This is a genomic window from Microbacterium paraoxydans (assembly GCF_020524545.1).
Lineage (GTDB): Bacteria > Actinomycetota > Actinomycetes > Actinomycetales > Microbacteriaceae > Microbacterium > Microbacterium paraoxydans_C.
This window is the reverse complement of the sequence record NZ_JAIVLG010000002.1, coordinates 721,103-735,590: the sequence shown is the minus strand read 5'-3', so window position 1 is coordinate 735,590 and position 14,488 is coordinate 721,103. Positions and strand designations below refer to the sequence as shown.

The window sequence follows — 14,488 nt, the reverse complement described above, 5'->3', positions numbered from 1 at the left end:
ACCCGAACCGATACCGAACGACCCGGCAGGGGAATCGAACACCTTCCCCCTCGTGAACGCCTGCACCGAGCCCCCGCCATTCGCCGTGACCGCTGCCGCCGGACCCGACGGATAGCCCAAACGACCCACCCCATACCGAATCCACTCAGCACCGACCTTCGCGCTCACCAGCACGGAACCCGTCGACGACGACCAGCCGACCACACCCTTCTGGAACGACATCGAGCACCCACCACCGGCAAGCGTGCAATCCTGTGCTCCCGTGGGCCAGCCCCACGCGCCTCCTTCTCCGCCAGCGGCGAGGTAGTCGGTGAGCATGCCGCCGGCCTTGAGTCCGAAGACGCCTGCCGCGGATGACCAGATCTTGCCCTTGGTGTACTCCTGGACCTGCCCGCCCCCGGACGCCGGAGCAGAGAGAATCGCGGTCTTCGGGTAGCCGTAGACGCTCTTGACTCCCCCGGCGGCGCGCCAGAATTCCAGGAACGCACCGCTGACCTCGACGAGCCTGGTCGCGGGCGAATAGACGATCACGCCGTTTTGGAACGTCTGCTCGAAGCCTGAATCCGGTCCTGCGATGGCAGCCATCGTGGGGTATCCGAACCTGCTCGACTCCGCTCCCAGTATCTCGTAGAGGGCAGCGAAGGCGGTGGGAACGAGGACCGATGCGGTCGCTGCGGAATAGTAGACGGTGCCCTTCTGGAAGGTCATCTTGCATCCGCCTGCTGCCAACTGACAGACCGCGTCGTCCGTCGGCCATCCCCACGATCCCTTTTCGCCGCCGGCGTCGAGATAGTTGGACCGGAACGGCCCCGCGCTCATCGGATACGCGTGCGACGAGGAAGCCGGCTTCCAGATCGTTCCCTTGGCGAACTGCTGTACGTACCCCCCACCGTTGGCGGACACGTACACCGCATTCCCAGTGGGCTGTCCGTACCGCCCCGTCGCTCCGCCTTGGGCGTTCCAGGCAGTGGCGATCGCACCGGAGACGGTGTACTTCGTCGCGCCGAACCAGTCGGTGAAGTAGTTGTAGAAGTTCCGGTTGCCATAGGCAGAGCACCCGTCACCTGTCCCGTATCCCGCGCGCAGTGCCGCCGCGTTGGGCTGGTAAGGGGTGTAGTAATAGAGCGCCGCCGTCGCGGCATTGGCGATGTACACCGGAGACGACCCGCACGATCTATTCGGGTTGTAGAGGATGTTCCAGGTCTTGCCAGGTGCGTACCACTGGAACCACTTGCCCTCCATGTAGATCTGCATCTGGCGCGCAGCGCCGTAGATCTGGTGGAAGAAGCCGACATAGTTGGGGTCGCAAGGCGCGGTGTCCGGGCACCCCTGCCCCAGCGCGATGTTGTACCGCCATGCGCTCGGCCACGTGTGGGTGACGAGCCCCTGCTCCTTCTGGAGCATGACGATGAGGACGCGAGGGTTGATGTCGCACGCTTGCGCCACGCGATAGATGATGCGAGCGGCCGACTCGTTCGCCGCACCCGTGTACCCCTTGCAATAGGCGTCAGCGGGCCTCGTCACCGACGAGATCCTGAAGTCCTTCAGGCACACATACCCGCTCTGACACCTCGCCACTTTGCTGTTGAAGAATGACTGAATCTGCGCCTCGGTCATCGTGCTCTTGTCAGTGAACACGGCGTCGCTGATGATGTTGCCCGGCGTGAATCCGACGAGTGATGCCTTCGATATACCGGTTGCGGCAGGATCGACCGCGGCGCTGACGGCGCTTTGAACCGGCGCGGAGACGGAGGCCTGGGCGGCGGTGGCGGGGACCACCGTGCCGATCACCAGGGCGGAGACAGCGAGGAAACAGGTGAGGAGTGGGGAGATCCTCAGGGTGTTTCGCGAGCGTGGGGCACGTCGAGACATGTGACCAGTGTGACGGAAGTTGCGCGATGATGCCACTGTTGCGGCGTTCACGGCGCAAGTTTTCGGCGTGTCGCCCTGATGCGCAGGTGGCTCTCAGCGGATTACAGGTCGGCGTGCAGCCCCCAGAGGCGCTCCCCCGCGCTGGCCCAGGAGAACGCCCTCGACCGGTCGGCCGCGAGAATCCGGAGCCGCTCAGCCGCCGGTCCCGCCGCCTGCTCGATCGCCGCTGCGATCTCGTCCACGGCGACGAGCGTGCCGCCGTCCGCGATCACGTCACGGTGGGAGCCGCTGTCGACCGCTACGACAGGGACACCGAGCGTCATCGCCTCGACGGCCCGCCAGGGCCAGCCCGCGACCTCGCCGGTCGCGGCGAAGACCGACGCACCCGCGAGCGCGGCCGCACGATCCTCGATCGCCAGCGCGCCCCGCACATGAGTACGGCGCTCCGGGAGGCCGGCTGCGGATGCGATCTCGACGTAGCGGGGCTCCGACCCTTCCGGCGCATCGAGCACGACGGCGTCGAGACCGGCGGCCGCCGCCCCGCGGAAACCGTCCCGTAACGACGACTCCGATCCGGTGAGCACCAGGTACTCGCCGGGCAGGGACAGCGCGCTCCGACGCCGATCGGCGTCGGAGGGGACCACGAATCCCCGCGGCGGCGCCCCCGCGATCACACGCACCCGATCACCCAGACGCGCGAGCTCGGAGAGCCGCGTTGCGACGGCGTGAGAGGGCACCACGACGGCATCGGCGTGTTTGACCGCCCGACGAAGCATCGCCCGCTGCCAGGCCACTTGGTTCTTCGGCAGCAGCTCCGGCGCGTCCCACGCACGGAGATCCCAGAGAGTGACGGTCGTCTGGTCGTTGTCGTGCACACGGTCGTGCTTCACGAGGGGAGCGAACAGGCTCGGCGAGTGGATCATGCCGCCGCCGACGCCGGGGGCGATACCGAGCTGCCACGAGGCCGCCAGTTCACGGCGTGCCAGACCGAGGGTACGCACCTCTCCCACGCCGTCGACCGTGACCTCGGAGCCCGCGGGGACGATGAGGTCCACCGCGCAGCCTGCGGGTGCTGTCGAAACCAGGCCATGGGCCAGATCCACCGCAGCGGACGCGAGATCGGGGTCGACGATCTGGCCGAGTTGATCCAGAACGAAACGTAGCCGAGCTCCCATGCGCTCAGGCTATCCTCGCGCTGCCATGCCCCCGTGGAGCGCGCCACCCGTGGCGCACGAATATCAGCGTTCGCACAGTTTCCGTCCACCACCCCCACCGTCGTTCATGCTTGAATGCTCGGGTGAGCGATGGCCGACTTCCCGTCAGACGCCGATGGATCGGGTGGACCATCGGCGCTATCGTCGCGCTGCTCCTCGTCGCGATCGGCTGGGTCACCGTTCGCGGGATCGGCGCGGTCAACGACCTCCAAGACGTCGCCGACGGGGCGACGCAGCTGAAGAAGACGATCGCGTCCGGAGACCTCGACGGCGCGGAGCCGATCGCCCGCAGCGTCGCGCACAGCGCAGCATCGGCGGCCGATCTGACGTCCGACCCGGTGTGGCAGGCGTTCGGCTTCATCCCCTGGCTCGGACCGAACTTCCGTGCCGTGAGCGAGATCGCCGACATCGCCGACGACGTCTCGACGGATGCTCTCGCCCCTCTTCTCGAGGTCGCAGACGGCCTCGATCTCGCAAGCCTCGGGTTCGTGGGCGGCACCATCGACCTCGCACCGTTCGCCGAGATCGAAGAGCCGCTCGGCACTGCGAGCGACGCGCTGGCAGCCGCCGAGCTGCAGGCCAGACGCATCGATGCCGATGCCGCTCTCCCGCCGCTCGCGGAGGCGATCGATCAGATGCGCTCCGCCGTCACCGAGGCCGCCACCGCCGTGGGCGCGCTGCACGGCGCCGCCGTCCTCCTGCCGACCATGCTGGGCGGTGATGGCCCCCGCAACTACGTACTGGCAATGCAGAACAACGCAGAGCTGCGCTCGTCCGGCGGGATCATCGGCTCGGTCGCCCTGCTCCACGCGGAGAACGGAAGGATCACCCTCCAGCAGCAGGCCTCGACACGGGACTTCCCCGCGCTCGAGACCCCGTTGCCGCTCAGCGATTCGACGGTGGCGCTTTTCGAGGATCGCCCCGGTCGATTCCTGCAGAACATCACCAGCATCCCGGACTTCACCGAGGCCGGAGAGACCATCGCCGCGCGATGGACGGGACGGTTCGGCGGGACCGTCGACGGCGTCATCGCCGTGGACGCGATCGTCGCGGAGAAGCTGATGGACGTCACCGGGGATCTCACGTTCGGACCATTCACCGCGACATCCGAGAACATCACCAGCATCCTGCTCTCGGAGATCTACGCGGCCGTGCCCGACCCGGCCGTGCAGGACGAGATCTTCGCCCAGGCGGCTGGTGCGCTCTTCGGCGCAGCCCTCTCCGGCGGCGAGCCGAAGGCCCTGATCGGGGCATTGGCAGAGGCCGCGGAAGAAGGACGGATCCGCATCTGGAGTGCACACGAGGACGAGGAGGAGTTTCTCGCCGCGTCCGCTCTGGGCGGCACGATTCCCGAGGACGACGCCGATGCGACCCACGTCGGTGTGCTGATCAACGACAGCACCGGCGGGAAGATGGACTACTACACCCGCGGCACGTTCTCGACGTCCGTCGGCACCTGCAACGGTGCGCCCACCACGCAGGTGCGGGTGACCTGGACCAACACCGCGCCTGCGGATGCCGCAACATCGCTCCCTCCCTACGTCACGGGCGACGGCTACTACGGGGTTCCGCCCGGCACCGTGCGCACACTCATCGCGATATACGGCCCGGCGGGCGCGACACCCTCCCATATCGACAGGGACGGGGAAGAAGAAGGCGTGCAGACGGCCATGCTCGACGACCGCTCCGTGGTGCAGCACGAGGTATCGCTCGCTCCCGGGGAATCGACCACGATCACCGTGGAGTACCAGGGAACCGGCGCCGGGGAGCGGCTCACGCAGATCCTGCACACACCCTTGGTGGACACGCCGGACACGACACGCAAACCACTGATCTGCGCATCGTGACATTCGCCGCTCGATAGGGTACTGTCGACTCACTGGGGAATATCTGGAGCCCGTAAACCTGCCGTGGGGGCAGGGAGGCTCCACGCAGTCGGATGCAGGGGTGTATCCGGAGGCGATTCCGCGTGAAATTCTGGGGAGAAATCATGCTGAAGAAACTGGCTGCCATCAGCCTCACCGCTGGCGCGCTCGTACTCGCTGCGCCGGCCGTAGCGACGGCGGCGCCGACGCTCGCTCCGACCGCGTCGTCCAACGACTACCCGACACCTCCGGGCGTCAAGGTGAGCGACCCGATCATCGATACCTGCGAGGTCTCGACCATCGTTTTCGGAGCAGGGTACTTCCTGCCGTCCGAGAACGTGAGTGTGTCGATCTCCGGACTCGAGGCCGCACGGGCTGCGGGTTCGGGCAGCACCGCTGGCGCAGACGGCGGACTGACCTACACGTTCCGCCCTCCGGCAGACGGTGAGGGCTCCTACGCCGTCTCCTTCAACGGATCGCGTTCGTACACCGCCACCATCACGGTGTCGCACGGCCACGACGCGGCCACGTCCTGCGACCACGACCCGGGGGTGGCACCGGCGGGTACCGAGCTGCCGCTCACTGGCGGCGGGGACAACGGGACGTCTGCCGGCGGGTTCGAGCTCGCCCTCACCGGCGGAAGCGTTTCACCGTGGGTTCTGGGCGGTGGCGCCGCAGCACTCGTCGCCGGTGGCGCCCTGGTCGCCGTCGGCGCATCTCGCCGCAAGCGCGCCTAGGTCCGGCTGCCGCCTCGCGCGGTGGTCGACTGGACGACGGTGATCCCTCCCCCTCCGATCACCGTCGTCTGGTGCGTCCAGCGAACACACCGCAACCCACGGCTCCGCCTCATCGAAGGTGGTGACCGTGGGTTTCGTCGCGCGCGGATTCACAAGTCTCGCCCTGACGCGCCTCCCCGCACCGTGCGTTCGACACAGACTGCCTCAACCTACAGCTGACGCCCTCGACTAGTCTGTAGGCCAAACAGGGGACAGCGAAAGAGCCTCAGTACTCGCTACTTTGTGTCCATGAGACCACCTCCATTGAAGCGCTTGTCCGAGGTCGCAATTCTCGGGCTCTCAATCACAATGATCGCCGGGTGTTCATCGACGCTCGGCGCTTCCAATCTGGCGCCGACGTCGACGGCATCGGTATCACCGCCCAAAGAGACAGGACCTTCTGGTTCCACCACGGCCTTCACGCCTCAGGAGCTAGCGCAACTATGCGTCGACTCGACACGCTCTGCCTTCGGGGAAGGTGCGGAATTCGAGATGGCAAGCGTGCGTGTCGAGCGTCGCGATGTCGAACCTGAGTGGCTCGTTCTCGTTCCCGCCCGAGTGAATTCGTTCAACGGTCAAGCACAATGCACTATCGGGGGCACACCACGAGACTCTCTCATTGAGATGTCAAACGCCTCCATCGACCCTTTGCCAGAAGAGCAGGTGCAGAATCTCATCCGTGGGGAGAACGAAGGGGGGACGCAGTAGATGTACGAAGACAAGCGGGATACCCCTGAGGAGCGCGTGTACCCCGAGGGCGTGAGCCGTCGAAGCCTGATCATCGCATCTGGACTTGCACTTGGCGTCGCGGCGTTCGGTGTCGAAGACTCGGTGTCGCCGTCCGCTGCCTCCGCCGCGGGCACCTATCTTCGTCCCTGCGGAAACGTTCCCATTTCGGATTCCTGGCAAGGGCACAAGAATCGCAATCCACCGTCGCAAGAGCCAGGAACCGACTACAGCGTCGCGGCGGGCACTCCAGTCCGAGCGGCCACCAATGGAATGATCGTGGATCGGAAAGACTCCACGTCCGGGGCTACCGGTCGATATCTTGCGCTGCGTGGCGATGATGGGAACTACATCCGCTACCTTCATCTGAAGAGCAGCGCGATTTCACCTGGTCACCGCGTAGCCCGAGGTCAAGTCATTGCGCAGTCCGGAGCCTCGGGCTTCGGAAGTGACAACGGCTATGGGGCCCACGTGCACGTCTCATTGTGGATCGGTGGCACTCCTTTCCAAATCGGCTTCCGCAACAGTGTCGACTTCGAGAGATACGTCGGCGACCCTCCAACCACACCCCAGCCCCCGCAAAAGAAGGATGTAGTCATGCGAACGATATACAACGTTGATGGTGTTGACAGCGACGTCTTCGAGTTGCGTCGACGAGCAACGGTTGGAGAGTTCAGCTTTCAGCCATTGAGTTTCGGTGCCGCGACTCTTGAGTTCGCCCTATGGGGAGCGCCCGAGAACGTCACGCAGTCTCAATGGAATAGCATCAAGGCGATCGTCAATTCTCGTCGCATCGCCAACGGCATGCCCGCGCTCCCATGACCTCGAGCGTGTGACGGCCTCGCTACCGAAGAGGGCCGTCACACGCTGAGGACACTCGCGGTCACGGTGCGGGGGTCGGCGTCTCCGTCGGTGGATGCAGCGTCTGCCGGATCAGATCGTGGATGTAGGCGTAGTCCGGCTGGTGCTCGTCCACTCCGGAATCGGGGGTGAGCTCGATCGTCGTGACCGGCTGCTCCTTCGCCTTGAGCATCAGATCGAAGAACTCCGGCAACTTGTCCGACGGCAGATCGGTGCTGATCAACGCCGTTCCGGCGGCCGCCACCTCGTTGAACCGCGTCAGGACCGTCTGCGGTGTGAACTGCGCGAGGATCGCCTCCTGCAGCTCGCGCTGGCGCTTCATCCGATCCCAGTCACTCGTCGTGTAGCGCGAACGGGCATACCACTGGGCGGTGTCACCGTCCATGTGCTGCTCCCCCGGCTCGATCCAGCCGATAGCCCACTCGTTCACGTCGGTACCCGTCCAGCCCTCTGGAGGACCGCCCTTCGGCAGGCGTTCGGTGACGTTGATCTGCACGCCGCCGAGCGCATCGACGAGTTCGGCGAACCCGTGCATGTCGACGAAGACGTAGTAGGGGATCTCGATTCCGAGAACCCCCTCCGCCGCGTCCTTCGTCGCTTCGATACCCGGCTCGGAGCCGTTGGCCTTCGCGTCAGGGTAGAGCCCGGTCCCGCCGTCCTCCCGGCAGACCTCCGCGGCGTTGCGGACGTGGTTCATCCATCCGTTCCACCCGCAGGTCGAAGATCCGTGCCCTTCGAATCCGTTCGGGTAGAGCTCCTGCATCGGGCTCCCCTCGCTGAACGGAGCGTTCGGGAGCTCACGCGGAATGCCGGTGATCGTCACCGCCCCGGTATCGGCGTTCACCGAGACGACCGAGATGCTGTCGAAGCGCATCGAGTCACGTCCGTCGCCGCTGTCCGCGCCGAGAAGCAGGATGTTGTAGTAGCCGTCGCTCGGCTCGACGCTCGGTCCACTCTGCCCGAAGATCGCACCGATCGTGCTGCGCACCGAGCCGACCGCGGTCGCGGCATACCCGGCACCGCCACTCACGAGGCCCAGCAGCACGAGCGCCACGACCGGGATCGCGAGGCGAGAGGGCCCGGGGACCTTCACGAGCCGTACGAGCCGTAGGGCGTCGAAGGTCAACACGACCCAGAGCACGACGTACGCGATGAGAAGAACTTGGACGATTGTGAGGACCGCGGCGGAGAACAGCCCGCCTCCGATCGTGAGCCACAGGAACGCCGGGCGCGCGAAAAGGGCGAGACCCAGCGCCACCGCGACGAGCAGCCAGGCGAGCAAAGTCGCACCGAGTCCGAAGCGACCGAGCCGGCGGTTGCCCGCGAGCACCTGCGCGGATCCGGGGACCACGAGGTTCAGGGCGACCAGCCACCAGCCGCGCTTGGCCATCATGCCCGCATCCGTCACATCGGGGTGCCGCAAGGGCCGTGTCTCGATGAGCGGGCGCGGCCTCGCGCGCGGAGGCGCAAGGGTCACAACGAACCCTTCAACCGTTCGTTCTTCTCCTCGACCTGTGCCTCGAGTTCACGAGCGTACGCCTCCACCCGGTCGGCGAGTTCCGCATCCGCCGCCCCGAGGATTCGGGCAGCCAGGAGTCCCGCATTGCGGGCGCCGCCGATGGACACGGTCGCGACGGGGATCCCTGCGGGCATCTGCACGATCGAGAGCAGGGAGTCCATACCGTCGAGATACGCGAGAGGAACGGGCACACCGACCACGGGGAGCGGAGTCATCGAGGCGAGCATGCCCGGAAGATGGGCTGCTCCCCCGGCTCCGGCGATGATCACACGGATACCGCGGGACCGGGCCTCCCGCGCATAAGCCATGAGCTTGTCCGGGGTGCGGTGGGCCGAAACGACTTCGACCTCATGCGGGATGCAGAAGTCGGTGAGCGCCTGAGACGCATCGCTCATCACGCGCCAATCGGAATCGGATCCCATCACGACGCCGACCAGGGGGGCAGCGGAGGAGTGCAGTGGCTCAGTCACCAGAACAGGCTACGGTCTACCGCTGGGAGAAGCCCCGAACGGCGCGCCTCTTGTGCCGCATGTCCACCTGCACGATCGTCACCGGTAGCGGATTCAGAGGAAATGCGCGGCCGCGGCACGCGCCACATACACCGCATCGTCGAGGTCGTCGTCGGCGACGTTCACGTGCCCGACCTTGCGGCCGGGTCGTGGCGCCTTGCCGTAGGTGTGGATCTTCGCCTGCGGATGCTCGACCATCGCTGCGGGGAACCGCTCCTCCAGCGTGCCCTCCGCCGGACCGCCGAGGATGTTCACCATCACCGACCAGGCCGCACGAGGGGCCGTGCTCCCCAAAGGCAGATCGACGACCGCGCGCAGGTGCTGCTCGAACTGTCCGGTGACCGCACCGTCTTGGCTCCAGTGACCGCTGTTGTGCGGTCTCATGGCCAGTTCGTTGACGAGGATCCGCTCGTCGTCGGTCTCGAACAGCTCGACAGCGAGCATGCCCGTCACGCCGAGCCCCTCAGCGATGGTGCGCCCGATCTCCTCAGCGACCCGCACGAGACGTTCGGCCGCGGCGGGCGCCGGCGCGATGACCTCAGCGCACACGCCGTCGCGCTGCACCGTCTCCACCACGGGATACGCGACGATCTCGCCGCTGCGGCGACGCGCTACCTGCTGGGCGAGCTCGCGCACGAAGGGGACGAGCTCCTCCACGAGGAGCGCATCGTCTTCGGCCAGCCCATCGAGCCAGTCCTGAGCCTCTTCCGCGGCACGGACGACGCGCACACCCTTTCCGTCGTAGCCGCCGCGAGGTGTCTTCACGACGCCGGCACCCGCGTGGGCATCGAGGAATGCCTGCAGCTCAGCGACGTCGCGCACCGGAGCCCAGTCCGGCTGCGGAACGCCGAGCTCGGCGAGACGTGCGCGCATGACCAGCTTGTCCTGCGCGAACTGGAGAGCGTCGGGGCCCGGGTGCACGACCACACCATCGGCGACGAGGGCACGCAACACGGACTGGGGCACATGCTCGTGATCGAACGTCACGACGTCGACATCCGCGGCGAAGGCGCGCACCACCTCGAGATCGCGGTAGTCACCGACCGCGGTCGCGGCCAGCCCGGCGGACATCCCCTCGTCCTCGGCGAGCACCCGGATCTCGAGCCCGAGTTCGACCGCCGGAGCGATCATCATCCGGGCGAGCTGCCCTCCACCGATCACGCCAACACGCATGGCCATGTGCCGTCTCCCTTCGTCCGATCCCATTCTCCCGCACCTGCACGGCAAGGTCGGACACGTCTGACCGCCGGAGTCGCCGATCGCCTGCCGGGCGGGTCGGGGTCACGCCGGGTCGAGCTCATCCCCACTGGCCTGGGCGTCGCGATGCGCCAGGATCTGCCCGACCTCGATCTGGTCGGCGAGAGTCTCATGAACCAGCGTCACGTTCGGCACGTTCGCCAGACGCAACGGCGCATCGACGCCGTTGGACAGGGTGATCGTGCCCGCACCCCACAGACGCTGCAGGGGCCCTCGTCGGACGGCGATCGTGTAGCCGCGCGCGTGAGACATCTCCCGGCGCCGACGGGCACCGACACCCCGGTGGGCGATGACGCGTCTCGTCGTGACCGTCGTGCTCCGCGAGTACCAGACGACGAAGGGGATCACGACGGCGAGAAGGACCAGCGCACCGGCCGCTGAGAGCAGCATCCAGTCCGCGTATCCCGCCGGAAGGTTGCCGTAGAAGTACGCGGTTGCACCGAACGTGGCGACGAGGATGAGTGCGGACCAGAACAGTCGACGGGCGTGGCCGCGGAAGCGCGCGATCAACAGCTCCTCCGAAGGCGTGCCGGGCGGCGGCATCAGAGGCCGTCCGCCGAGCGTCACAGGCTGGGTCACCCCACCATTGTGCCTGTGATCTCCGACAAGCCCGTGCGTGCCTCGGCGTGTCAGTTTCCCGCAGGACGCACGTGTATGACGTCACCCGCGGCTATCGAGTGCTCGATGCCCCCGGAGACGACCTGCAGCCGTCCCTGCGGGTCGAGGCCGACTGCGGTGCCTTCCACCGTGCGGTCGCCCGGCATCGAGACCCGGATCGTGCGCCCCAGAGTCGCGCACCGTTCACTGACGGCCTTGTGCACGCCGCTCGCGATCGCATCCCCGGCGACGAAGAGGCCCCTGAGCTGGGTGTCGAGCACCGTCACGTAAGTGGCGAGCAGCCGATCCTCGTCGACGTCGACACCGTGAGCCGCGAACGAAGTCGCCGTCGGGACAGGGAGCTGCGCGACCGCCATCGCGGTGTTCACTCCGGCACCGACGATGATCGCGTCGCCCGCCCCCTCGGCGAGGATACCGCAGATCTTGCGGCCGTCGACGAGCACGTCGTTCGGCCATTTCACCGCGACCTCCTCGTCCGGGAGCTGCGCGGCCACGGCCTCCGCCATCGCCAACCCCGCGATCAACGGTATCCACCCCCGCGACGTCGGTTCCGCCGGAAGTGCGCGCAACAGCACGGAAACGGCGAGAGCTGCGCCGTCCGGCGCCACCCATGTCCGATCGAGCCGCCCACGACCTGCGGTCTGATTGCGCGTCGCCAGGATCGACAGGTGCGGCCACTCGTCCGCATCATCCGCATGCTCGCGAAGGTCGGCATTGGTCGATCCCGTTCGCGCCACCAGTTCCAGGCGCGGCGCGATCGCGGAAGAGCGGGGGAAGCTGATGCTCATGCGTCCTCTTCGTCGGCTTCTTCGTCGTCGTCGTCCTCGTCTTCGCGAACCGCTCCGACCTCGTGCGCCTGCCAGCGCTCCCACTCCCGCATGAGCTCGTCCACAGCGGCATGGAACTTCTCGGTCGCCACTCCCTGCGTCGTGTCGCCGAAGTAGTGCTGCACCCACATCCGCAATCGTGCGATGGCGGCCTCATCGTCCCTGACGCGATCGATCTCGGCGACCACGTCTGCCGCTGACTCGGCGGTCAGCCACTCGCAGTCGGACAGGTACCCCTGTGTGTCGACCGACGCCTGAGCATCCACCGGGCGGGTGATCATCAGCGGCTTCCCTGCAGCGAGCCGATCGTAGACCATGGCGGAGATGTCGACGATGGCGACGTCCGCGGCGGTGAGCTGCCAGCCGAGCTCGGGGCCGTCGTCGTAGACGTGCTGGGCGCCCGGGTCCGCGGCGTTCGCCGCAGTGATCGCCGCGATGATCCGTCGATGCGCGGCGCCGTAGGCCTCGTCGACGACGCCGCTGCGGGGGTGCGGACGATAGATCACCCGGTGCTGACCGGTGGCGAGCAGGCGTGCCACGAGAGTCTCGCCATGCGACGCGATCGAACCGTAGTGCGCACTGGGCCGGTCGCCCTCCCACGTGGGGGCGTACAGCACGACCGTGCGGCCGTCGGGGACGAAGGGCAGCGTCCCCGAGTAGTGATCGGCCTGTGGACGCCCGATCTCGATCGTCCGGCGATCGACGTCGTAGTCCCAGAGCGTGCGCGACAGGCGGTCTCGCGCGGCCTGGCCGGCCACGAACGCGTAGTCGTACGCCTTGTACTGGTTCGTGGTCATGTACATCTTGTCGGACTCGCCGTGGTTGATGAACACGTGCCACCGCCGCCCATACCGGAACATCTGGAAGTTGCGGGTGTTCTGATTGACGTACAGCACGATCCGGATGTCCTGGGTCGCGATGAAGCGCTCGAGGTCGCGGACCTTCGGCACGAAGGCCACCGGGGGCGAGGCTTCGTCCAAGAGCTTCTCGGTGCCCGTCGCCTGCCGCGAGAGCACGACGACCGGCCAGCGCTGGGCGAGTTCCGCGAGCGGACGGTACCACTGGCGCATCTGATACATGTTGACCGCGCCGTCGGCGAAGTACACCGCCACCTTGAAGTGCCCGGTCGGGTACGGCTCGGTTTCGGCGAGGCGACGACGCACCCGCTGCACCGCCGTGCGGGATGCGAGCGCCCGCTTGAGCAGCCGGTACGCCTTCTTCGCGTCAGACAGTGCACCCATCCCTCCAGAGTAGTTCGTCTCCGCGGGATGCTCCGGCCGGTGGACCGTCCGGGAGACGGCACGGTGACGCCGTCCCCCTCAGGCAAGCCGGTAGCCGCCGTGACATGATCGTCATGTGCCAGCCGACGAGACAGCCGCTCCCCTGCCCGGGGTGTCCTTCGTGATGCCGGTGCTCAACGAACGCGCCTACCTGGAGCATGCCGTCGAATCCGTGCTCGCCCAAGACGTCGATGTGCCCACGGAGCTCGTGCTGGCTCTCGGGCCTTCGACCGATGGCACGACCGAGCTGGCGCAGCGTCTCGCCGCGACGGACGAGCGCATCCGGCTCGTCGACAACCCCGCCGCGCACATCCCGGTCGGCCTGAACGCTGCCATCCGCGCCAGCCGCTACGCCACGGTCGTCCGCGTCGACGCGCATTCCGAGCTCTCCCCCGGCTATGCCGCCAGGGCGGTGGCGACGCTGGAGCGCACGGCCTCGGCCAACGTCGGCGGCGTGATGCACGCCGAAGGACGTACACCGTTCCAGAAGTCCGTCGCACGCCTCTACAACTCCCCCGTCGGGCTCGGCGGAGGCGCCTACCACGGAAGCTCGCAGGAGGGAGAGGCCGAATCGGCCTACCTCGGCGTCATGCGCCGTGAGGTTCTCGATGAGGTCGGCCTCTTCGACGAGACGATCCGACGCGGCGAGGACTGGGAGCTCAACCTCCGCATCCGACAAGCCGGTCACCGCGTCTGGTTCGACCCCCAGCTGTCCGTCACCTACTGGCCCCGGGAGAGCTGGGCACGGCTGGCACGACAGTTCCGCGCGACGGGGGCTTGGCGGGGTGAGCTGGTGCGCCGCTTCGGGCGACGCAACGGCGTCCGCTACTTCGCTCCCCCGGTACTCGTACTCGTGGCCGCGCTCGCCCTTCTCCTGGGGGTGCTTCAGCTGACCGGAGTGATCAGCGGCCCCGTCTCCTGGGTCGCCTCGATCCTCGTGTACGGTCCGCTCGCGCTCTACGTGCTGCTGGTGCTGGCAGTCGCTCTCGCACCCCGTGGCGGAGGCCCGCGCCAACGGCTGTGGACTCTGCTCGTCCTGCCGACGATGCACCTCTCCTGGGGCATCGGGTTCCTCGGCGGGGTGCTCCGAGGCGCACGGGACACCGTGGACGCCTCGCGCCTGGGCACGCGGAACACGCCGCTCCCCTGAGACAGGTGGCCCGC

Annotated in this window: 12 protein-coding genes; 4 read left to right on the top strand and 8 right to left on the bottom strand. The window is 67.2% G+C overall.

Annotated features, from left to right (window positions below):
- Together LC041_RS08075 and LC041_RS08070 are read right to left on the bottom strand one after the other, a co-directional pair.
- The coding region (locus tag LC041_RS08075; RefSeq protein ID WP_374197657.1) for an LGFP repeat-containing protein at positions 1 to 1,872 on the bottom strand (1,872 nt) is incomplete at its 3' end.
- 101 nt (positions 1,873 to 1,973) lie between these two features.
- Positions 1,974 to 3,047 (bottom strand): glycosyltransferase, encoded by a 1,074-nt coding sequence (locus LC041_RS08070; RefSeq protein ID WP_226532581.1) that lies wholly within the window; start codon positions 3,045 to 3,047, stop codon positions 1,974 to 1,976.
- A 122-nt stretch (positions 3,048 to 3,169) separates the two neighbouring features.
- Between LC041_RS08070 and LC041_RS17345 the strand changes: the two genes are divergently transcribed.
- The 3 genes from LC041_RS17345 to LC041_RS08055 all read left to right on the top strand — a co-directional run bounded on the left by LC041_RS17345 (position 3,170) and on the right by LC041_RS08055 (position 7,275).
- Positions 3,170 to 4,933: a DUF4012 domain-containing protein gene (locus LC041_RS17345; protein ID WP_226532580.1), complete on the top strand. Its 1,764-nt coding sequence runs from the start codon at positions 3,170 to 3,172 to the stop codon at positions 4,931 to 4,933.
- 143 nt (positions 4,934 to 5,076) lie between these two features.
- Entirely contained in the window at positions 5,077 to 5,688 is a 612-nt protein-coding gene (locus LC041_RS08060; RefSeq protein ID WP_226532579.1) for a hypothetical protein, read from the top strand.
- 747 nt (positions 5,689 to 6,435) lie between these two features.
- Positions 6,436 to 7,275, top strand: coding sequence for a M23 family metallopeptidase (locus tag LC041_RS08055; RefSeq protein ID WP_226532578.1), 840 nt, complete (start codon positions 6,436 to 6,438; stop codon positions 7,273 to 7,275).
- A gap of 61 nt (positions 7,276 to 7,336) precedes the next feature.
- Here the strand turns inward: LC041_RS08055 and LC041_RS08050 are convergent, their stop codons facing one another.
- The 6 genes from LC041_RS08050 to LC041_RS08025 all read right to left on the bottom strand — a co-directional run bounded on the left by LC041_RS08050 (position 7,337) and on the right by LC041_RS08025 (position 13,285).
- Complete coding sequence (locus tag LC041_RS08050; protein WP_226532577.1) at positions 7,337 to 8,707, bottom strand: LCP family protein; 1,371 nt, start codon at positions 8,705 to 8,707, stop codon at positions 7,337 to 7,339.
- A gap of 80 nt (positions 8,708 to 8,787) precedes the next feature.
- Positions 8,788 to 9,255, bottom strand: a complete 468-nt coding sequence (gene purE / locus LC041_RS08045; protein ID WP_226532603.1) for a 5-(carboxyamino)imidazole ribonucleotide mutase — start codon at positions 9,253 to 9,255, stop codon at positions 8,788 to 8,790.
- A gap of 141 nt (positions 9,256 to 9,396) precedes the next feature.
- Positions 9,397 to 10,521, bottom strand: coding sequence for a 5-(carboxyamino)imidazole ribonucleotide synthase (locus LC041_RS08040; RefSeq protein WP_226532576.1), 1,125 nt, complete (start codon positions 10,519 to 10,521; stop codon positions 9,397 to 9,399).
- A 102-nt stretch (positions 10,522 to 10,623) separates the two neighbouring features.
- Positions 10,624 to 11,142, bottom strand: coding sequence for a PH domain-containing protein (locus LC041_RS08035; protein WP_226532602.1), 519 nt, complete (start codon positions 11,140 to 11,142; stop codon positions 10,624 to 10,626).
- Positions 11,143 to 11,228: 86 nt separating this feature from the next.
- Positions 11,229 to 12,005: a biotin--[acetyl-CoA-carboxylase] ligase gene (locus LC041_RS08030; protein ID WP_226532575.1), complete on the bottom strand. Its 777-nt coding sequence runs from the start codon at positions 12,003 to 12,005 to the stop codon at positions 11,229 to 11,231.
- Positions 12,002 to 13,285 carry a CDP-glycerol glycerophosphotransferase family protein gene (locus LC041_RS08025; RefSeq protein ID WP_226532574.1) on the bottom strand — a complete coding sequence of 428 codons (1,284 nt, stop codon included), beginning with the start codon at positions 13,283 to 13,285 and terminating at the stop codon, positions 12,002 to 12,004. The genes LC041_RS08030 and LC041_RS08025 overlap by 4 nt, the downstream gene beginning before the upstream one ends.
- A 115-nt stretch (positions 13,286 to 13,400) precedes the next feature.
- Between LC041_RS08025 and LC041_RS08020 the strand changes: the two genes are divergently transcribed.
- On the top strand, positions 13,401 to 14,474 hold the full coding sequence (locus tag LC041_RS08020; RefSeq protein ID WP_226532573.1) for a glycosyltransferase family 2 protein: 1,074 nt from the start codon (positions 13,401 to 13,403) through the stop codon (positions 14,472 to 14,474).
- Positions 14,475 to 14,488 lie beyond the last annotated feature (14 nt).